This is a genomic window from Halolamina sp. C58, from assembly GCF_051195095.1.
Taxonomy (GTDB): Archaea; Halobacteriota; Halobacteria; order Halobacteriales; family Haloferacaceae; genus Halolamina.
The window spans coordinates 1-20,604 of record NZ_JBNTJY010000005.1 but is presented as its reverse complement, the minus strand read 5'-3'; the positions used below and the strand labels follow the sequence as shown (position 1 = coordinate 20,604).

Genomic DNA, 20,604 nt, shown 5'->3' with positions numbered 1-20,604 from the left:
TAATCCGATACCGGCTCTACTGACCGGCTTCGGGTTCGGGCCCGTAGCGGGGCGTGCCGCACCGCTGACAGCCCCATAGTGGCTGGCCGGTCCAGTCGTTGTCGGGCACGGCCTCGAACTCACGAAACCGATGTTCGGTCTCCCGACCGCACTCCCGACACTCGAAGTACTCTCTGTTCGGTTGCTCGTGTCGTGAGTGTTCGGTACTGGTCGCTGCGTCGGAACGCTGGAGCGCAATCGCTGGTACCAGCCAGAGGTCGTCGTCTGCGTCCTCACGAAGGCTTACAAGACTCTTTTTGGCGCGAACCCCGCTCCCGGTTTCGTCGTAGAGGAACGTCGCGTGTTCGTCGTTATGACGCGACGGTGTCGTCTCTGTCCATGGTGTCCGCTCACTTGCGGCCGCGAGTAACTGCTCACCACATTCAGATGTGGCCCGTGTCGCCGAGGGGAGCGAGGGCCACTGGTCGGCAAGCTGTGGAGCCGGTTCTTCGTCGAGATCGTAGATCAGCTTGCAGTCATCGATTACTGGGTCACCATCTGCCTTCGCGAGGAGCGTGGCCGCAGCAGCACCCTTCGCGATGGCGGCGTAGAACGTCGACGCCTCGACGAGCGCCTGGACGACGTGGAGGAGTACCCGTTCGGCATTCGACGTGCCCTGCTCGTCGGCTGCTTCGAGATGGTTCGTGAGACAGAACCGGCACTTCGACTGGCCAATGGGAATCGACGCTCCACAGGACTCGCACTCGGGGGTAGCCGCTATCGGGTCGTCTGGATAGCCCCCGTCGACGCCACCAGATCGCTGCCGCCGGGGCTTGCTACCACTGGCGAGTTGGCCGTCGGGAACGTGGGTCGCTTCGCCGAGCGGACGGAGGGCCTCGTAGTCGTCGTACTGGTCGGTCATAGTGTGGTCTGGCCGTCTCATGCTTCGTCTTCCGGTTTAAACAATAGCTCTCACATCAATCAGCCTATAGATAGACAGCCGAAAAGCAACAACGCGGGTGTTACACAGCGAGGTCGTCCAGCGTGTCGCGGTGGGTTCGAACGGTGACTGGTGAGACGTCCGCAACTTCGGCGACGTCCGACTGGGTGAGCAACTGGCCTCGTTCGTGGCCTGCCTTGTACAGACAGGCTGCGGCGAACCCAGATGGCTGAACCCCCGTGGTTGCCTCGGTCGATTCGGATGCGTCCGCCAACTGCCGGGCCCGCTGGCGGATCTGATCGGAGACGTCGAGCTCCGATGCTAACCGCGGAACGAACGCACTGGGCGTCACGGGCTGGGCTGGCAGGCCAAGTTCCGTATTCAGCGTTTTGTACGCGTTCGTCACCCGCGACTGCTCGACGCGCGCTGGATCAGTGACGCCCTCGAGTGTTCGCGACAGCCCGTTACACCGACATGCTCCGTAGACGCTCGCTGAAGCCATCGCTTCGATTGACCGCCCGCGGAGGAGGTCCTCCTTTTGAGCACTGCGGAAGAGTTGGCACGCCTGGTCACGGATCGACTCGGACAGCTCGAGCCTACTCACGATCCGGCGGACTTCACTGAGCCCGTGGGCGAGGTTGCGCTCTGCTTTCGATTGAAATCGCCCCCGACTCTGTTCACGCCGCATCCGAGTCAGCCGCCGTCGCTTCTGTCCGGAGAGTTCGTTCCCGTTCGCATCGGTCCCGCGGCCGATCTCCGTCGACAGCCCCCGGTCGTGCCGTGTCGCCGTCAACGGAGCGCCCGTGCGCTCTCGCTCGTCTTTGTCGAAGCCTCGCCACTCCGGCCCGTGGTCGATTTGATGCTCGTCAACGACGAGCCCACAGTCCTCGCAGACGGTTTCGACTGCATTAGTGGTGACTCGACCGTCGCATTCGGGACACTGATTCGACTCCGTGTCGGTCTGGATGTCTTCGTCGAACGTCGTCTCGTAGATGTCTCTGGTTGCCATGAATACACACGAGGGGACTCACGCGGATCGCGTCTCTCGGAACGCCCCTCACCCATCGAGGGGCACATACACATCACACTGGACGGCGCTGCCACCGATGGGGTATGGTGGCGAAAGCCCGGCCGCGCAACGGCGCGCAGCGCCGTGAGCAGCCCGGACCGTGGAGGTGGTGGGAGGTGGCGGTGACGCGTACACATCAGCAAAAAAGGGGCGCGTCGCCCCGGCTATTCCCACCAGCGGCCGCGCTCTGGGAATTCGATACGCGACCACCCGGTCAGCGCGATTGAGCACCGACCTTCGTACCAGTTCTTCGCAGCCGCCCGGAACCGAACTGTCTGACCTTCACGCACAACTGTCTGATTGCTCTTCTCCCAGCAGGTGAACTTGATTTTCCCGCTGTCATCCGCTATTAGCCCGACTTGCTGGATGCTTGTGGAGGAAGGTTCCCAGAGTTCGATTACCTGTCCTTCCACGGTCACCTCACCGACTGCGATGTCCGGCACATCCGCAATGGGCACGACTGCTCCCGGCGTTGCCTTCAGCTCGTCTACCAGCTCTAACACCGCCTTCGTCCCGTCCTGACCGCGCTGCACCCGCTCGGCCAACTGCTTCGCGACGACCGCTCTCGACCAGCCACCCTGCACCTCGTCGCTGATCCGCACTGCCTGCTTGTTCACCTCCGCGAGTTCGTCTTGCGTCAGCTTCTCCCGGGGATCCGTGCGCTCCACCGACTTCGGTTCGTCACGGCCACACTGATCGCTGACGACCTCCCGCGTGCGCTGCTCACGACCGTCCTGCGTCCCGAGCTCAGCCTGGGCACTGATGTGCTCCAGTTCGGCTTCCCGCGCCTGAATGCGCTCCTCCTGTTCGAGGGTGACGCCGTGAATCCGGTCCTCGCTCGTGTCCGCGATCCCGTCTGGGTGGTTCGCATCCACCTTCGCCTGCGTCTCCTGCTCGACCGCGGCCTCGAACCCCGGCGTCTCGTCGACGACCGGGAAGCCGTCCTCATCGACCGCCTGCTCGTCCGTTTGTTCGAACGCCTGTTCATCGACCGAAACGACCTTGCGACTGGAGTTAGTACTGGACATTGGAACTTCACCAAGTTCTGAAGGCGCTCACGCGCCCGACACCGCGATGCTACTACATCGCGGATTTCTCGACGACGACAACCCGACAGAACCATCTGCGCGCTCTCGCTCGCGCCTTCGCGAGCGCCCCCGGCGCGACGCGAGAGCGCGCCCGAGGCGGACGACCATCCAGCACCGCGCGCCGACCCGCCCGAAGCGAGCGGCCAGCGCATTCCCCGTTCGCCGCGACGCAACGACGTCCGTCGCGGTCGGCGGAGCCGAGGTCCGGAGGACCCGGACGGGTGAAGCGCTGGCGTCGAGACCATATTCATTTTAGCCCGGAACGGGCGCGGGCGGTGCGGAGAGCGCCCGCACGCCCGGAATGGTCGGTCGCGAGCGACGCGAAGGGCGGCAGCGGCGAGCGGGGCGGGCCGTTACGAATACCTGGTCAACCGACGTCGACGCTCCGTGCTCCAGCTGCTACCCTGGTGGACTCAGAAAGGGCGAGGCCGCCTCGGTCGTCCCCCGACCCCGCTAGCACCGGAGGAACGAGGCGCGCAGCGTGGGGCGCGGGATGCCGAGCGGCCGAGGGCTTTCGGAATGATGGTCACCACTCGGCCTAGATCAGTCGCATCGAGTCGCCCGGATCGTCGCCGATAATATCCGCCAATCCGTAGACGGTGATCGCGTCCGTGTACCCCTGCGCTCGAACGGCGTTCTCGATTCCTTTCCTGGCGGGCTGGTCGTCGGTGAGCACGACGACACCCGTTGTCGAGCGGTCTCTCACATACTGAATGACTAGGCCCGCAAGAATTGCGTCCGTCTTCTCGACGTCGTGTTCGGCTTTGGTAGTTTCACTCGCGATGGTCCGTCTGGCGATATCACTCGCCGCGACAGCGTCCCCGTCCGTTGGTGATGGTGCATCGATGATCTCGGCCCATTCCTCGTCGAGTGCCGTCCGGACACGATCCGTCTCTGCTCCCCCGAGTTCGCCGATCACACGCTGGGGGAGTTTGCAGACGACGCCGGCGTGCTGGACTGCGCTCCGAAACCGTTGGTACTGCGGATTCGAGGGCCGGCCGATCGCGTAGAAGATGTTCGCGTCGACGAGGATGTCCTGGTCAGCGGATAATGGCGTGTCTCGACCCATTCGACGGACTCACCTGTCGGGGGCCGACGAGTCCGTCGGGGCGTCAGCCACGTCGTCGAGATCGGGGAGGTCCATCTCGTCATGGACATCCGGGAAGAGATACTCGAAGAACGGGTCGTGCTCCCGACCGACGGCCAGTGCCGGTTTGAGCGCGTAGGTGATCATCATCGCTTCCGTTTCGCGAACGTCGATGTCGCTGGCGACCATTCGTTGGGTAGTGTTCCCGGCGAAGTGGAGCCCGGCGCCGCGCAACGCGGCGATGAGCTTCCCGAGGCCGTACCGGTCCATGAAGTACTCGACGTCCTCGTCGACCTCTTGGAGCGCGAGGGCGTGGAGCACGGTCGGCGTGATGACGATCGGGACGTACTGCTCGACGATGATGATCGGGTCGGCGGTCAGCTGCTGAGGGCGCATCGAGTCGTCGCGGTCGACGAGGCCGAGGTCGACCAGCCGATCGACGTACTCGTAGGTCGTCGATTTCGAGAGGTCGAGCGCTTCCATGGCTTCCGGCGGCGCAACTGGACCCCAGTAGCAGATGTAGACGTAGACGCGGGCGAGTGCTGGGCGGTTGAGCAGTTCCACGACTGTTTCGAGCCGGGGCGCGTTCTCGGCCAGTGTCTCTGGCTCGAGCGTGTCTTCGGTGAGGACGTCGATCGGTGGCGGGTCCAGCGTGTCGATCCCACCATCCGGACGAACGTGATCGTGATCAGGAGCCATAGTAGCTAGTTCGAAGTCCGTGTACTTCACACTATCGGTGCAGCGAGTGATACGCTACTAGCCTGATGTACACGGACGCCGAGAGACGCTCCACCGAGTTGAACGGCTACTCGACAACGTGTGATTCGAAATCTCGCGTCCAGTACGTCGCGGGCCCGCCGGGACTACATCGAGCACACAGCTGAAGCGGCCCCTCGAGGTGGCCGAGTTCGACGCGAAAGCGCGTGAGTGCCGCAAGGGCGTCGACGACGAGGCCACACCCGTCGCAGGCGTGGTGATCGCGCTCCTCGGGATCTGGCCGCTCCTGGAGCGCACAATCGACGCAGATGGGGTGGGTGACCCGTTCGTCTTTCCCCCACGTATGCGCCTCGCCCATCTCTGTGCCGGGTGGTGACTCGCAGAAGGCACACCCAGCGAGCGTCTGTTGCATCAGTTGTCCTCCGCGTCTCTGGCGGCCCGCCAGCCGCGATGGAATACGGCGAGCTGGGTGATCGAGTCGAAGGCCTCACCACTGGGGTCGTGAACGAGGACTCGCTGGTCAGGGATCGGCCTCACCACATCGTCTTCAATGAGATCATTCACGATCGGGCGGGCACTCCGCTCGTCGATGTCCGCCGTCGCGACCCGGGCCGCATCCCGGTCCTGTGCAACAAGTTCGGCTTCGAGCCGCTCGTGATCGTCTGTCGTGTCGTCGAGGATATCGGGTCCAGTCATTGGAACTCACACGCGCTTCGAGCGCGCCGCACGCCTTCTGGCGCTGATAGACACACCTGCGGTGCGGGCACGATGTCCTGCGGTAGCGATCTGCGCCCAGCTACCGTCGTTCCTGGCGGGAAGGGTGGGGGACGTCACTCCAACAGCCTCCTGTGGGCCACCCCTTGCTGTCGGTACCCGTCGGTCTGTTAGAGCCAGATCACGAGGCCGGTCACGAGTGTCACGACTCCGAGTGCCAGCCACGTCGGCCGCGCTGCGAGACGTCGCCAGAACCGCCTCCCCAGCTGGCGGAGCTGATCCTGAAGGGCTGCCCGCCGTTCCGTTTCGAGAACCGCGACTTCGTCGTAGTAGTCCCGCCGATCCGCGGGCAGCGTCCGGAGTGTCGTCTGGCACTCGCTGCATGAGTATTCGAATTCCGCCCGGACGTGCTGGCGGCGGAACTCTTGCTCGCCGCCCTCGTCGTAGCCGGTGACCTCGTACACGAGGAGTTTCGAGACGAAGCGACGAGCCCCGCACGCCGGACAGTGGTTCTGCCTAAGCGTCGGCGTTCCATCCTCGCTGCTCGCATCGTCTGGCCACGACGGCTGCGAATCTGTGTTCTCGGTCTCTCGCGGTGGACTCGTGTGGTTATCTGACGGCGATGTGCTCGCTGTTTCGGAGTTACCGGACATAGACATGGATTCACCTGTGACCGCGCTCAGCTGACACCGGGCTGGACACTGCGATGGCTCTCGTGTGGTGCCCATTGTACTGAGCGCCGTCACCCTTGGTCGGCGCGATAAACGCCACTGCGGGAGCAGTCATTTATTCGTCCCACTGGACTGCAATCCGGTCTTCTACCCCGTCGAGAACGAGTCACCGGACATCACGATGGTCGGTCGACCAGGAAACGGTGTCACCGGATGTCGGGGGCGGTGGGCGGGGGATGGAGCGCGATATACCGAGTGCGTCGAGTACTCCGTCTCCGTTCACGGAACCAGTGCTCTCGAGGTAGGTTTTCTCAGGTAGGGATGAACGTCCTGACGTGACGGTCCTCGACGCTACTCGGACCGACCACTGAAGAATCGACTCAACAGGGAGGATTCTGCTGACTCACCACTGTTCTCTCTCGCAGCATCGGGTTCTTCCTCTTTGGGCTGCTCAGTCCCCCGGTCACGGGCTTCGAGTTCGTCGGTGAGTGGCTCGATCTCTGCTTCCAGCGTCTCGATCCGCTCAGTCTTCTGTTCGAGTGTTGCCTCGAGTTCGTCGACGCGCTCGCTCAGCAGTCGGTTTTTCTCTGCCAGATACGCACGACTCCGGTCTGCGTCGTCAGGCGTACCGCCAGTAGTGACCCCATCAGGTGGCCCGTGGGAATCTGCGGCGTCGTCGCCGGCGTCCGGCTCGTAGAACTCTGAGGTGGTCGCAATCGCTCGCTCGATGGTCTTCTCCCCGTACGTCGACCCGTCAGCGTAGTGGACATCGTCCCACTTCTCTCGATGGAGCCCTGACTGCCGGAACAGCTGGTCCATCTGTGTCCGGTCGCCGCCGGTCCAGAACGCCAACAGACAGCACAGCGCCATGTCGGCCTCGGACTGGCTGTCGTAGCCGACCGTGTTCCCGTTCCAGAGCCGCTCGAATTTCTCGCCGTTGGACGCATTCGTTGCTTTCTCGAGGAGTTCCTCATCTTCGAGATCGGCGTCGATGTCGGCTGCACCGGTCGTCGGAGACTGGTCGTCGACGCCACCGCGCTGCTCGGAATCGGCTACCGTGTCACATGTGGTCTCCTGAACGTACTCACGGTGGATCGCTGTGAGCGCGTCCTGCCGGCGTGCAATACGCGTGGGGGTCCGCTCGACGTGATCGCCAGTGACGGTGAAAAAGCGTGCCGTGTCGTACAGTTCGATGCTCCCCCGACGGTTCCGTCCCTCGGGGAGTTCGCCGGTGAGTAGGACGTGATAGCCGGTGCCGGACGGCGATACCTCTGTATAGGAGTCGAGTCGTTCGATGATGTCCAGCGCCGCGTCGTCGACGTCGCCGGTTTCAGGATTACGGCAGTCGTCCAGGTCGACGCCGACGATAGGATCGTCGTCGGTAAACACGAACCCGACGCCATCGGCGTGCTCCGTCTCGGTGTACTCGAGTGCTGCCTCGAAACTCCCCCACGTCTCCGGCTCTGTTGATGACGCGAACTCCCCAGCCCCTGGCGTCACCGGGATTTTCGTCGGCTTGCCGTCCCGCTTCTCTTCCCGCCAGCACACCCACTGCTCGCGTTCGCGCAACGTCTCCGGAATTGCCTCCGGTTCGTCGACGGTAGGTTCATTCATTCTCACATAGCACCTCGTATGGCTCTCACCGGCTCTGCGCCAGCACAGAACTCCCTCTCCTCTACATCTCGATCCAATCCCTTGGTCCCAACGGGGACCCCCCGTTCTATACTAGTTGGTTTTTGCCGTAACAGATCATCCAACTCCGCGAAATTCTGGGTTTGAGGCATCCAATACGTGCATACGGCAAAATCTCCCCAGAATGCTTGTATTACGGCAATCAACCGGAATGCCGTAATACCTCGCCGTCTGCTGATTTCGGTGCTGTGGAGACGATATGCCTCGATGTTCCCGTAACACGAGAGAAGTTTCCTATTATGAAAACTCAGATTTTCATTTACGATATGTTTGGCGCTGAGTGTGGGTTGCATTGTATTCACCTCCAGCTCTATTCTGATTTGACTGCAAGCCCCTCGTAGTAGCGAACAGAGTTGCCGTTCTCACTATCTGTGTTCCGCTCGAACGTGACATAGTTCCCGAGGCGACGACCGAACCAGGGTTTGCTATCTGTCTCAATCCCGTGCGCTTCAGCCCACTGTTCGTAGATTTCGTAGACCTCTCCGGCGGCTACTCTGCTTTGTGGGTCTTCGACGAGGTGTGTCTCCGCGAATCGCTCAACAACCGCCTCTGGATCATCCGCAATATCGTCAATCGATGGCTGAGGTGCCTGCTGGATATGATCAGGCTGCTCTCCTGTCGGTTTTTCACATTCGCTTGTAGCGACGGTATCGAGCAAGGTGTCCATCGAGTACGTACCGTCAGTATCGTACACGACCGGGTCGCCTTCCTCAGGGAGAATGACGATAGCGTACGACGTGGGGCTATAATCGGGTACTTGGAGTTCGTCTTCAGGGACGAATGGTTTCTTGATACGCACCCAGTCGTCTTCGAACGCCGATTTCGTCTCGTAGATGTGTTGCTCACCGTGCTCATATACGACATACTCCTCGGCAGCGTGGTCGTAGCTGTAGATGGCTGGCACACGATCCTTCGAGAGGTCTGCAAGCGACGGGAGGCGGATATGTTCCGTTCCTCCGGTATCACGGAGGACGATCTCGTCGCCATCACGCTGCCAGATGTTCTGGGTCCCGTTCTCGTCGCCGTTCGCCGGTCGCACGGCCGTCACCCCACCTTCTTCGGTCGCCCCGCCGTTGAACGTGAGATTCGAATCGGTCGTGTAGAATCGGGTATCGCCATTCTGAAGGTTGCGAACGGGTGGCGTGAGAATGCCGTCGACACGCTCGGCCCACTCTGTTTCGTCCGTTCCGGGGCGAACGACAAACAGTGGAATGTTACCTACTTCTTGGGCTTTCCGGAGATTCGTGAGCACCTTCGCTGGATTCTCTGGGGTCGTCGTCTCGACTTCGATAGCGAATGTCGCGTTGCAGTCGGAGTGAGTTGCTTTCGCATCTGGCTTTTCGCTTCCGTCCTGTGCGAGGATCGAGACGGTGAATCCGAGTTCGGTGAGCTCTTCTTCGATCTGGAGGAGTGCTGTGTCGTGGTCGCTCCCTCCGGCGGCTTGCACGCCCCCGGTCTCGGGTGTCGCAATGTCTTCGCCAGCGTTGGTCAGTCGAATCCGGATCTCGTCGGCGTCGATATCGACGGTCGTCTCGAGATGGCGTGACCGCTCGCGGATGTCTGCTAGCTCCTCATACGACGGCGGCTCGGCGTCGACCTCCTCGAAGAGCCGTCTGAGTTCCTCGTCGACCGCTTCGACACGTACCCAACCGTTCTCCTCGCGGCACCCCTCTCGAAGCTGGAGACTCCGGACCACCTTCGCTAGCGCAACGTCCAGGTCGTCGCTTTCGATGCTGAGCACCTCGTCTAACTCCGCAGGCGTGCTCGCCGTGGACACAGACGAGTCCGCTGGCACCCCGTAGCTGTCACTGATGTCCTCGTGCATCGAGGCGAGCGTCTCAGTGAACTGTTCCTCTTCACGCTCTGTCAGCGGGTGGTCACTCTCGGGATGGCCCGGTGGGATGTCGAGCGGTTTGAGACTGAATGGATACGGCCCGGTTTCTCCGAATGATGGACTCAGTACGCTGCCGATCCACTCCCCGCGGGGTAACGACCGAATTCGGTTGGCGAAATCCGCCGGGTCCATCTCCTCGTGGGCCATCGCTCGGGCCAGTTCTCGGTCGACGTTGATCTTGCTGACCAGTGATGTCCCGATATTGTTCAGGGCGTTCAGGTAGACTTTCCGCCCACCCTCCGCTTCCAATTGTTCGGGGAACTGCATTGAGAGGCCCACTGAAAGCCGGAACCCCCGTCCCTTCTCGAGGAGATCGTTCATGATGTCGGAGACCACGACTGAGGCTGCTTCGTCGACGAGCAGGTTCACGACGTAGTCGTCCGGGTATTGGGTGAGGTCGCGTTTGCGGTCTTTGAGCGCGTCGTCGAGATTGGTGAGGATCATCCCCGTCATGATCCGGGCCGCTTCGTCACGGAGGTCGCCGAGGTCGAACAGGATAACCTGGTTGTCGTCGAGCACTTCCCGGAAGTCGAACTGGTTCTCCGTGTTGTTGAAGATGCGGCGCAGGTGGGGGTTCTGCGAGATGTAGTTGAGGCGGTGCGTGACCCCACCCATCACGTTGTCGAAGGTGGTCGAATCATGCTGGAATTGCCGCCGGATCATGCGGGCGACCTCCTCATCACTCGACCGGGGTGCATCCGCGAGATTCGGCTGTGGCGGGCCGGCGTCCCACAGCTGGTCGACGACGTGCTCGAGCTGGCGGTGGGCAAAGTAGTCGGTCGACTCGCGGTACTGGCCGTTTTCGCGGCCGTATTCCTCGTCGAACAGTGCTGTGATGAGCGTCTTAATGAGGGTCGGGGCGACCGTCGCCCGCTTGTATCGCTCCTCGTCCATGACGAGTTTCAGGATCTCTTCGTAGTGGTCGGCTTTCCGCCGGACTGCATCCTCACGCCGGCGGCCACTCTCTAACGAGGGTTCGAGATCGAAAAAGGAGAACCCGGGAAGCACGTCCGGGATCGGGAAGTGGACCACGTTCTCCTCGAGGTCGGACATCCCGAACCGGCGTGCGTGAGCCCGCATGTAGTTCTGCGCCATGTCGTCGTTTTTCGGGATGATGAGGATGGTCGGTCCCTCAGTGGTGTCGTACAGCGACAGTAGATCGTTGATCAGGGCTTTCGATTTGCCTGAACCGGTGGTGCCGAACCGCCCGTAATGCATCGGCAGCAGTCGGGGCGGAATGCGTGTCGGGACATCTTCGGGGTCGCCGGTATCGTCGAGGGCGTAGCCGATGGCCATCCCGTCACGGAACTCGCTCATGATGTCCTGATGCGGTCGTGCGAGCGGATTCCGGCTCTGTTGTTCTGCACGCGTTCCTCGTGTGCCTTCGACGGAGAGCTGTTCCGAGGAGGGCACAACCACGAAGTTCGCCAGCTCGCGGCCACTCAGGACGAACTCCGGTCGGGTCTTCCCACGGCCGGTCGTGATCTCGCGGTCTAAGAGCCGGTGTAGCACGGTTTGTGCGTGCTGTTCCTTCTTGGCCTGCCGCAAGCCGTTATCGCGCACTCGTTCGGCTGCCACCTCGTAGTACGGGCCGTCGACTGTATCGAAGACCGGCGCGAGTGAGTGCAACCGCTCATCGAGTGCTTCACGCTCGTCGTCACTGGCTGGGACGCCGAGTGCCCGAATATTCGCGGTGAACGAGCGCTTCGGGTTTTTCGCTTCGATGGCTCCGACGCGCTTTGCTTGTGTATCACTCAACTCTTCCCGGCTTCGGCGGTCCGATCCATCGTCAACCTCGAAGAGCGGTCCGAAAAACCGCTGCGCCCAGGTATCCCGGCCATCGATGATGTCTTCCTTGCGAACTTCGGCATCGCCCTGCCAGCTCGCCCGTCGCTGGAAGACGACCTGAAACGCCAGTGGCGCACTCGCCTCCGTCAAGTCATCGACGAGCGACGCGAGCGCTCCCCCAGGCTGGTCGACGGCGTCAGGACTCTCGTCTGCGTCGTCGCCTGTGAACGGCGAGAGTGAGGTCATCCAGTCCTGCTTCCGAGTCGCTGATCCCTGCCACCGGACGCCGAGCGGGGAGACGGTATCAGTCGCTGGCCGGGCGAGTACCCTTCCTTCCGACATCATCGTTGGTTTCGCAAGTGTCGTGAGCGGCTCATCTCTGGGGATCGCTTCTGGTGGGGCGAGTTCGAAGGCAGTATCCCCAACTTCGATGACGTGGTCGGCCGACGGGACGGTGACCGTCCCTCCATCCGCGGCTGATTCGGCGTCTGCTGTCCCCGCTTGACTGTCGTCGTCGTCAGTCGCCAGTTCGTATCGCTCGTCAGGGCCGAATTCGTACTGGAGTTCACCCGACTCATAGCGCTCGACGAATGCCTCACGGTCGAATTCGACGGGTTGCACAAGTCGAGAAACGACATCAACCTCGGCGCGTTCGATGTCGAATGTCTCGGGATAGATCGACCGGAGACGCTTCTCAAGCGTATCCAAGTGTTCGTCGGCGCCGTAGTAGAACTCGACGGGCTCGTCCGCGCCCTCGCTGAGTGCGAGAAATTCGAACCGTGGCGGTGTCTCGCTATGCAGTGGATTCAGTTTGTCGGCCAGCCCTGTCGACGCTGTTGCGGTCAGTTTGTGGAGACTTTCCAGTGCCTGCGGCATCCGCTCCGGAGCGAGCTGTTCGGAGGTCGGCGTCACCCGAAGGTACTCACGCATCGTCATCACCCTCTTCTGACCCCCCATCGGTCTCCGCTGACATCTGCTCAGATGGGGTTTCTCCGGTGTCGGCCGCTCGGGCTTCGAGGTCGTCCTGGAACGCCTGGACATCCGTATCCACAGCGTCGTCGCCAGCACCGGGTAGCGACGACCGCCGTTGTTCGGTCGGCTCGAAGTCGATGACCTGCTTCTCCTTGGCCATCGCTTCCACTTTGATACCGCGCCACTCGCCGTCGACGCCCACGAGTGCCTCGGAGAACCCCGCATCCTCGCTGCCGAGCACTGCATCCTGAACGAATCGCATCTGGGCGTAGTTCAGCCCGAACTCGTCCGCCCAGTGTTCGTCCATCCCATCCAGCTGATGGAACTGCTTGACGGCACACTGGTCGAGGATTGCTTCGGACTCTGGATGCTCGAAGAACTCGTCGACGGTCTGCGTGACGAGGCGAATCGAAAGGTCGTGGTGACGGTGGTGGCGGAACACTGTTTCGAGGAATGCTAGACTCGCGGCATCCTGCATGATGTAGCGCGCCTCGTCGATGACGAACACGACTTCCTTGTCCGAGACTTTCGCCCGTTCGTACACCAGTGAGATGAGCAACTGCATCGTCAGCGCGGTACTACTATCCACACTCCCTTCCTGCTGGGCGAGATCGAGGTAGATCGTCTTTTCGTCGCGGATGTCGAACTCCGAGGCTTTCCCGAGATTCGCGTACCGGCCCTCCTCCTCGAAGGGCCGGAGTTGATCGAGCAGCCACGTCGCGTCTTCCTGGATCTTCCCGGCCTCCTCGTCGGAGCGAACGACGAACTCCTCGGGGTCGTCGATCATGTCCTCGAAGACGTCCATCATATCCCGGATGGTCGGGCTGGGATTGCTGTGTGTAGTGATGTCGTCGGTAATGCCGTTGCGCTTGTAGGCGCGTTTGAGGCCGAGTTCGAGCGTGGTTCGCCGGTCGCCCAGCGAGATGCCTCGCAGCGCGAAGAAGTTTGTGAGGAAGCTCATCGCGTCGTCGAGTTTTTCGTTGAACGGACTCGCGTCCTCGGCCATCGCTCGCTGGACGTGTTCGGGCGTCTCCCGGATCTCCAGCGGATTCAGGCCGAGCGTCCCGCCGACGGTAATGCGTTTTGCGTCGAGTGCTTCGGAGACGCCGGCCCAGTTGTTCAGCGGTTCGAGGATGATGCCGATGCGGTCCTTGCTCTGCTCGATAGAGCGAATGAAGTTCTGCTTCGAGCCGAAGGACTTCCCCGAGCCCGGGTCACCGACGGTGAACATCGCGTAGCCGTTTTCACGAGCAAACGGGTCGATGACGACGGGACTCTGGTTGTCCTTGTGAATGCCGAACTCCACACCGCCCTCCTCGAGGATCGTGGCGTTGTGGGGTGAGGAGAGGAGCGCGCCGACAGCGCCACCGAGGACGATGGACTCCCGGCCGAATTCGTTGTCGCCGATGGGGGCGGCGGATTGGAGAGCGAGGTCCTGCCGGCAGATCGCGGTCTTCGGTGTGAGATTCGCGGGATCATCGCGGAGCGCGCTTTTGACTGTCTGGACGGCGTCTCTGAGGTCGTCTTTCTCGTCGGACCGCACCGTGATGAACATTCCTTGAGTGAAGACGTTCGCGCCGTTCTCGACCGCCGTGTACGTCGCTGCGGCTTCGTTCGCTCGCTCTTGGAGATAGGCACTCCGGATGCTCTGTTCGAGATCGGCGTCGACTTGGAGGTCGTCAGCGATGTCCTGGAGTTCGTTCCGGGCTCGTTCTTGGTTTTTCGGCGTGATGTGGGTGGTGAGGTCGAATTCGACGTCGGTCAGCTCGAAGAGATCGCTGAGGTAGCCGTCGTTCGGATAGTCGGCGTAGTCGGCGATGTACAGCGTTGTCGTCCACTGCTCACCGACCCGAGCGGCTCTGGTTTCCCATTCGACGGCTGCCGGCGCGGTCACCGTCTTGTGGGATTCGGAGATGTCGTCGAGGATTTGGCCTTCTGCCTGCCCCGCTTCGAGCGTCTCCTCATCGAGGACGTCCGAAAAGTCGACCTGGGGTTCGTCGTCCGTCCTGTAGCGGTTCCAGAGCTGCTTGCTGCCGAGACCGAGGCCGATACCCAGGACGAGGGCGAGCACTGCTCCCTCCGCTGTTGTCAGGGCTTGTAGCCACTCGGTGGCGGGGCTGATCGCGCTACCACCTGTCTGGAGAACCACGTTATGCATCGGTCTCATCCTCCCGGCGCGAGTGGCCGATGATCGGTTGGTCGCGAACGACACGCTCCGCCTCGTCGTAGTCGTGTTCGCGGCCGTTCCAGAAGTCCATATTCAGGACGAACAACTCGACCGTGCTGAGACGACGTGCGGACCATCCGGAAGCCTGCTGGATGAACTCGGCACGAACGTCGTTGACGCGACTGTCGAGTTTCTCGAACATCTGGGCGCGGCGCTCGACGTCGGTGAGGTCTTCGCGGCGGGTGACGAATGGGTTGAACAGGAAGCCGATGACGGGGAACTGCGTCAGTTTCTCGGCGGGGGTGCCCTCGTCGCGGAAGCGGTCGTACACCTCGATGGGGCTGACTTCGACGCCGATGTAGTACCGGACCTGTTGGATGCCTCGCTCGCGCATCTCTTTGGGGCGTGTCTCGCGGTACTCTTCGAGGAGTTCCCGGAAGATCGGGTTCTCCGTGACGTCTTCGTCGGTGAGGCGCTCCTCGATGGTCTCGGTGATCTGCTCCACCGGGAACGAGCGGGTTGTGGCGTGGAGTTTGAGCTTCGAATCCAGCTCTTTGTTGGCGAACTCTTCGCCGGCGTCCTGGAGCTGCGCCCAGTCGTCGGACATGGCGAAATCCATGTTCGCTGGGTCGATCTCGATGAACGCCTCCATCGCACCATCCTCACGCTGGATCGCCCCAGCGCCCGGCCATGCCCGCTTGACGTTCGTGAGGTCCTGCGTTCGCTCGTCGGGCGTAAACGGCGTGTAGTTCGCGAGCCCGCCCTCGTTACGCTCTGTCTCGTTGGTACTGCTATCGGCTTCCTCTGGGGCGCTGAACGTCACTCGCGGGCGTTTGACGTGTCGGTAGACGTCTTTCGTCCACGTCCAGGCGTTCAGGTGGGTTGGGGAGACGTAGATGACGGCGGCGCCGAAGCCAAGCCCGCCAGCCACGAACGGGAGGGCGAGTGATTCGATTCCGGTGAGGCCCGCGAGGAACAACCCGAGAATGGGGAAGGCGATGAGCATGCCGACGTCGCCCTCTTCGATGTTGAGGTAGGGGATGCGGCTCTCCTCGCCGAACTGATCCATGATGCGCCGTGCGGCTGCGTCTTGATCTGCTGCCATTGTTAGTGAATCCCTCGGTCAAACTCCATCCCGCGTTCGTCACTCCCCGATTCCTCCGCTGCTCCGCCCGGATCATTCTCTGTTCGGCGGTACGACGGCGTCCCACCTTCCTCGCCGCCATGCCCACCGCGGGCGGCCGCTTTTTGCGCGACGGCGTGGCCGGCGGCGGCTTTCGGCCCCCAGCGAGCGGCGGTGGTCGCGACGCCGGAGCCAGCGAGGTACCCACCGGCGGCGACACCGCCGATGAGGGCTGCGCCTTTCGTCGCTCCGCCGACGACTTTGGCCGTCAACGGCGTCGCGTATTTGAACGTCTTCCACGTGAGATACAGCGCAACCAGGGGTAGCGAGGCTGCTACCAAGTACTTTAGAAACGCACTGTTTGGGGCAAGTGCATTCTGCGAGTACAGTAGATCATAGCCTTTGAACACGACTGCTGCGGGGAGAGGGAGAACAGCAAGTGGGACAAATCGCTTGGAGAACTCCATCGCGATGTCGGAGAGAACTGGGATATTGCCGTAGCCGAGCGCAAACGCTATCGGCATCCCATAAATGTAGACGTAGAGAAGAATCTCCCGAATGTAGTAGAGTGCCTCAAGCGCCCACATCGAGAGACCTCCGATGAGAGCGAATACTAACGCCAGCCCAGGATTTGTCAGAGATACCTCAAGAAAATCGAGCATCGCATCGCCGAGTGAACTCAGACTCGGCATCAAGGCGATCGTAAACCCGTCCACGATGTAGAGACCCAGAATACTCACCCAGTACCAGCTAATGATGAGGAACGCGCCAACCCAGGCGGTCTTTTTTGTCCGTCTGGATTCGTATGCACTCCCGATATTAAAAATCCGGATCGTATGCCGCCCTTGGACGCACATCAATAGAAGGAGTAATGAGATCAGCATGATCTCACCACCAACCAGGGCATCCCGGATTGCTTGCCACGGGGCGTTAGCCGGGGCACCAAAGACGAACCCACCGTCTGTCTCGGGGGTGGGAGTCCCGAACATCTCTTCTGTCAGGGTTTCATAACCGGCCGTCAGCCCCTGCATGAAGAGGCTGATGAACCAGTCGACGACATCTTTGAACCCTTCCAGAACAATATCGATTAGGTCAACCATGATTATGCCTCATCGATTGTGATCTCACAGGTATCGGACTTCTCCGATGCCGAATACTGGATGTCGTACGTTTGCGAAATTCGGGGTGTCCCAACGCGAGTCTCTAGAATGAGGTTGAACTCTCCGCTCTGTTGTTCGTCCTTACAGGATGTCCCACCGCCCGGCACGAAGGCGAATGGCGACCGTGAGCTGTAGATCGTGATTTGCTCGTCAGCGGCTATGATGACCTCACGGACTTCTGTATCCGTTTCGGGATCATATATCCCACTCACATCCTCGTTCTCTGCATAGTTCGTTCCTTCTTCACCGGAAGGATACGGTACATCTCCCATGAAGAGCAGTTTCGTTATTGCATCCGGGCCACTTCCTTGATTCTCTACAGTCACAAACGCTTCTTCAGCGATTTCATCACTTTCGCCATCCCACATCTGGTCTGGCTGGTTTTTGCCGATCCCCATCTCCACAATCTGGAGATCTGGTTGAATGGGCAGCGACGTTTCGACTACTGTCTCCTCGCCTTTCAGTGCGAGCACTTGGTACTCACCGGGCGCATACGCGGTGCCGATCTCGAACGAAACCTGTTGCGCACCTGCGGCTACGTCACGCTTCCCGGATAGCTCTCCATTCGGTTGGATGAGGTTGACCTGGTCGACGTCGGCGTCTGCGGAGAGTTCGACGACGAGTGTTGTCCCCTCAACAGCGATACGCGTGAGTGGGCCGGTGCCATCTGGAGAGGTTGTGCCGTCACTGAGCGTTCCGGAGCCACCATTGTCGTTCAGACAGCCAGCGACGCCTGCGAGCGCAGCGCCGGCGACTGTTTGGAGGGCGGTTCGCCGACTGAGGTGTGGGTTGTTTCTGGTCATGAACTATGGGTTCCGTTGGAAGATGTCTTCGGGACCGAGCATTCGGAGGAGCCGCTTGCCTGCGTAGAACATCACGACAAACGGGATGAGCTGCCAGCCGACCTCGACGATGAACGCAAACCAGCCGTCGATGGTTCCGAGCGGATGCCACCGAGCAGTAGCCGTCGCACTCACATACGCGGGATTGTGCCCGAGCCACGAGCCCGGATGGTATCGAGCCGTGTAGATTCCCGGCTCGTCAACCGTCACGATAGCGACCCCGGACGCGTTGGTCTCGACGCGCTGCTCAGCGATAGTGATGTAGCCGTTGCGGGCACTCCCGCCGATTGGATACCGCCGGTCGGGATCGCTAAGAACGATTGGTACGCCCGTCTCGTTGTCCCGGAGTTCGATGCGGAGCGTGGCCTGGCTTTCGTTCTGCTGGAGTACCTCGACGGTCAGATTGCTGCGCCGGAGCTGCCGCTCGGAACCGGCGTCGGGCGCGACAATCGAGCCGTTCACACTCCGGACGATCCCGGCAACCTGGAGCGCGTCGCGGTCGACGGTCTCGGCACGAACCGCGACACCGTACGTCGTCGTGTAGGACTGGTTGACGATCTCGATGTTGATGTTCTCGCCGAGAGTCTTGATGGGGGAGGGCCGGTCTGTCCCCCACGTATCGATGATCTCGGGGCCATCGCGAACGGGCTCGGCGCGAGGACCGATCCGCGATGGGTACGCGTGAACGTACACGGGGATCGCGTCGGATTCGACTGTCGTACTGTCCGTTCGACCCGACCGGACGAGCGTGTCCCAGTTCGTGTTCCGGGCGGTGTAGAACCGCCAGACGCCGCGAACCCTTGCATCACCGTTCTCTGTCAGCGTGTAGCCCTGCCACGGCCGGGACTGGAAGATGGCGACGCCAGCGTCACCATCGGGGTACTTGGCGTAGTAGGGGTACGCCGAGAGGTCGTAGATCTCGACGGCGAGCGAATCCGAGACATTGAGCGACTCGGCCCGGTATGTGACCTCGACGTCGGTCTCGTCGCCCCGGTCGATTCGCGTAGTCTTCTTCAGCCGGACGTGAATCTCCGCCTCAAACGTGAGCGTCGTACTCCAGTCGTCCTCGATCTGGTAGTCGAGGGCTGGCGTGTGTGAGCCGTCGCGCTCGACGATGGTTTCACCGTCCTTCTGCAACCGAACCTCCTCGATCTCGCTGCTCGCGAGCGACCACTCGATGGTCGTGTTCCCCGAGGAACTGCCGTTGGGGATGCGAACGCGGTAATCGACGAAGCCGCGCATCGTGCCGTTCGGCGCGATGTAGAGTGGGGTGTCACCGGATTCGAGGTGGCCTCGCGTTGACGGCTGCACTGCGAACACCGTGGCGTGGGCGTCCTCGATGAACACGCCGTCTTCGAGGCTCGCGTGCGGTGGATGCACGGAGGTATCCGAGTCACCGGCGTCGAGATCATCGAAATCGTTTCGCGTCCACGTTGCAGCGGTCGCCGGCGGGCGCTTGAACGTAATGTCCGTCCCGTTCGCGAGTTGGTGCATCGCCGTCCGACTCTCGCCGTAGCGCTGCTGGTACTCCTCCTGGCTGATGTAGTTGTCCGCGTCGCGAGACCACAGCGTCGCTGATTCATTCTCAGTGAGCCCGTTCCCCTCCGTGCCTGGCCGTGGTGGGGAAGCCGTGACGAGACCCGTGACTAGACTCGTCACGAACAGCGCAGCCATGAGCAGGGAGAGCTCTCGGTGTTCCATGGGGAGCGCTCGACGGGGCGGGACTTGCTTACCAGGGGGCGAGGTTGACGCACTGTGCCAGCGGAAGGTTCATCATCGACCCGGCAACGGTGTAGAGTGGCCCGAGGGCAACGAGGACGACGGCGGACTTCATCGCGGAGCGTTTGTGGCGCTTGAGGCCCTTCTTCTGATCGGGCGTGATCGTGAACATCTCGATGAGAGAGTCGGCCTGCCACACAACTGCGAGGCCGACAATGCCCAACGCCGTGGTAAGCTGGAAGAAGCCCTCGATCATGCTCGGGAGGTTGTCCGCGCTACAGACGGCGTTTGTCTGTGCGGCGGCGGGTTCTACAGCGACCAGGCTCAGGAAGATCACGATGAGCACGGCCTGCCTGGGGATTCTACTCGATGTCGTCGACTGGCTGTCGGTGCGATTCGAAGCCGTCTCGGAGGGCGTGGTGTCCTGTGACATGATGGATTACTCCTCTGCGTCGTCGACGAGTGCTTTGAGATCGGCGTAGCGATTGGTCTCCTCGACAATCTCGTCTTTCGTGTAGCCCTGCTCGCGGGCCCGTTCGAAGAGGTTGCGAAGCTCGTTCGGGTCGATATCCCGGAGCTCCATCTCCTCGCGGAGGGCGCGGCGATAGAGGGCGGAGCCGTTGATATGGCCGTTCCACGTCAGGTACAGGTCATCGATGTCTTCGATGGTGACTGCCCGTGTGATCATATGTGCGGGGTAGGTATGCACCGGTTGAGCCCCGGTCCATAGTGGCGCTGTAGCTGGGAGACCGGTATATGCTTTCTGCCTATCAACTGAAGCAAGAATTCAAAGTAAATTATACGCGAATGGCTCGTTTACTATCCAGAAGTACTGTTAACCAACAAGATGGGTATCCGCGGTTCACTGTTGGTTAAGGTTGGTCGCTCTTGTGTAGAAACGTGGCATGAGATCGTTTGCTTATACCGACCACCGACTCAAGTGAGCTGACTGAGACTCAGGTCGCCGGAAGGTGGAAGGAAC

Annotated in this window: 17 protein-coding genes; all 17 read right to left on the bottom strand. The window is 61.4% G+C overall.

The features are described from left to right. Nucleotides 1-16 precede the first annotated feature (16 nt). The 17 genes from ACQUSM_RS15755 to ACQUSM_RS15675 all read right to left on the bottom strand — a co-directional run bounded on the left by ACQUSM_RS15755 (nucleotide 17) and on the right by ACQUSM_RS15675 (nucleotide 20,310). Nucleotides 17-901 carry a hypothetical protein gene (locus ACQUSM_RS15755; RefSeq protein WP_435120112.1) on the bottom strand — a complete coding sequence of 295 codons (885 nt, stop codon included), beginning with the start codon at nucleotides 899-901 and terminating at the stop codon, nucleotides 17-19. Between the two features lie 100 nt (nucleotides 902-1,001). Beyond that, nucleotides 1,002-1,928 carry a transcription initiation factor IIB gene (locus ACQUSM_RS15750; protein ID WP_435120111.1) on the bottom strand — a complete coding sequence of 309 codons (927 nt, stop codon included), beginning with the start codon at nucleotides 1,926-1,928 and terminating at the stop codon, nucleotides 1,002-1,004. A gap of 224 nt (nucleotides 1,929-2,152) precedes the next feature. Next, entirely contained in the window at nucleotides 2,153-3,016 is an 864-nt protein-coding gene (locus ACQUSM_RS15745; RefSeq protein ID WP_435120109.1) for a DNA-binding protein, read from the bottom strand. A gap of 598 nt (nucleotides 3,017-3,614) precedes the next feature. Then, nucleotides 3,615-4,145 (bottom strand): hypothetical protein, encoded by a 531-nt coding sequence (locus ACQUSM_RS15740; protein WP_435120107.1) that lies wholly within the window; start codon nucleotides 4,143-4,145, stop codon nucleotides 3,615-3,617. Between the two features lie 9 nt (nucleotides 4,146-4,154). After that, nucleotides 4,155-4,862, bottom strand: coding sequence for a DUF7437 domain-containing protein (locus tag ACQUSM_RS15735; RefSeq protein WP_435120106.1), 708 nt, complete (start codon nucleotides 4,860-4,862; stop codon nucleotides 4,155-4,157). Nucleotides 4,863-4,968: 106 nt separating this feature from the next. Continuing rightward, nucleotides 4,969-5,292 (bottom strand): DUF7558 family protein, encoded by a 324-nt coding sequence (locus tag ACQUSM_RS15730; RefSeq protein WP_435120104.1) that lies wholly within the window; start codon nucleotides 5,290-5,292, stop codon nucleotides 4,969-4,971. Continuing rightward, nucleotides 5,292-5,576 carry a hypothetical protein gene (locus ACQUSM_RS15725; protein ID WP_435120103.1) on the bottom strand — a complete coding sequence of 95 codons (285 nt, stop codon included), beginning with the start codon at nucleotides 5,574-5,576 and terminating at the stop codon, nucleotides 5,292-5,294. Before ACQUSM_RS15725 ends, ACQUSM_RS15730 begins: the two co-directional genes overlap by 1 nt. A 188-nt stretch (nucleotides 5,577-5,764) precedes the next feature. Continuing rightward, nucleotides 5,765-6,247 carry a hypothetical protein gene (locus ACQUSM_RS15720; RefSeq protein WP_435120102.1) on the bottom strand — a complete coding sequence of 161 codons (483 nt, stop codon included), beginning with the start codon at nucleotides 6,245-6,247 and terminating at the stop codon, nucleotides 5,765-5,767. A gap of 369 nt (nucleotides 6,248-6,616) precedes the next feature. Further along, a complete protein-coding gene (locus tag ACQUSM_RS15715; RefSeq protein ID WP_435120100.1) occupies nucleotides 6,617-7,879 on the bottom strand; it encodes a phage NrS-1 polymerase family protein in 1,263 nt (420 codons plus the stop codon). Nucleotides 7,880-8,267: 388 nt separating this feature from the next. Continuing rightward, nucleotides 8,268-12,575 (bottom strand): conjugal transfer protein, encoded by a 4,308-nt coding sequence (locus ACQUSM_RS15710; RefSeq protein WP_435120153.1) that lies wholly within the window; start codon nucleotides 12,573-12,575, stop codon nucleotides 8,268-8,270. After that, complete coding sequence (locus ACQUSM_RS15705) at nucleotides 12,562-14,769, bottom strand: VirB4 family type IV secretion system protein (RefSeq protein ID WP_435120152.1); 2,208 nt, start codon at nucleotides 14,767-14,769, stop codon at nucleotides 12,562-12,564. The genes ACQUSM_RS15710 and ACQUSM_RS15705 overlap by 14 nt, the downstream gene beginning before the upstream one ends. Continuing rightward, nucleotides 14,762-15,883 carry a hypothetical protein gene (locus ACQUSM_RS15700; protein ID WP_435120099.1) on the bottom strand — a complete coding sequence of 374 codons (1,122 nt, stop codon included), beginning with the start codon at nucleotides 15,881-15,883 and terminating at the stop codon, nucleotides 14,762-14,764. The genes ACQUSM_RS15705 and ACQUSM_RS15700 overlap by 8 nt, the downstream gene beginning before the upstream one ends. 2 nt (nucleotides 15,884-15,885) lie before the next feature. Beyond that, nucleotides 15,886-17,001, bottom strand: a complete 1,116-nt coding sequence (locus ACQUSM_RS15695) for a hypothetical protein (RefSeq protein WP_435120097.1) — start codon at nucleotides 16,999-17,001, stop codon at nucleotides 15,886-15,888. Nucleotides 17,002-17,003: 2 nt separating this feature from the next. Continuing rightward, nucleotides 17,004-17,864 carry a hypothetical protein gene (locus ACQUSM_RS15690; protein WP_435120095.1) on the bottom strand — a complete coding sequence of 287 codons (861 nt, stop codon included), beginning with the start codon at nucleotides 17,862-17,864 and terminating at the stop codon, nucleotides 17,004-17,006. 3 nt (nucleotides 17,865-17,867) lie between these two features. After that, nucleotides 17,868-19,604 carry a hypothetical protein gene (locus ACQUSM_RS15685; protein WP_435120093.1) on the bottom strand — a complete coding sequence of 579 codons (1,737 nt, stop codon included), beginning with the start codon at nucleotides 19,602-19,604 and terminating at the stop codon, nucleotides 17,868-17,870. Nucleotides 19,605-19,632: 28 nt separating this feature from the next. After that, on the bottom strand, nucleotides 19,633-20,055 hold the full coding sequence (locus ACQUSM_RS15680; protein ID WP_435120091.1) for a hypothetical protein: 423 nt from the start codon (nucleotides 20,053-20,055) through the stop codon (nucleotides 19,633-19,635). Between the two features lie 6 nt (nucleotides 20,056-20,061). Next, a complete protein-coding gene (locus ACQUSM_RS15675; protein WP_435120089.1) occupies nucleotides 20,062-20,310 on the bottom strand; it encodes a hypothetical protein in 249 nt (82 codons plus the stop codon). Nucleotides 20,311-20,604 lie beyond the last annotated feature (294 nt).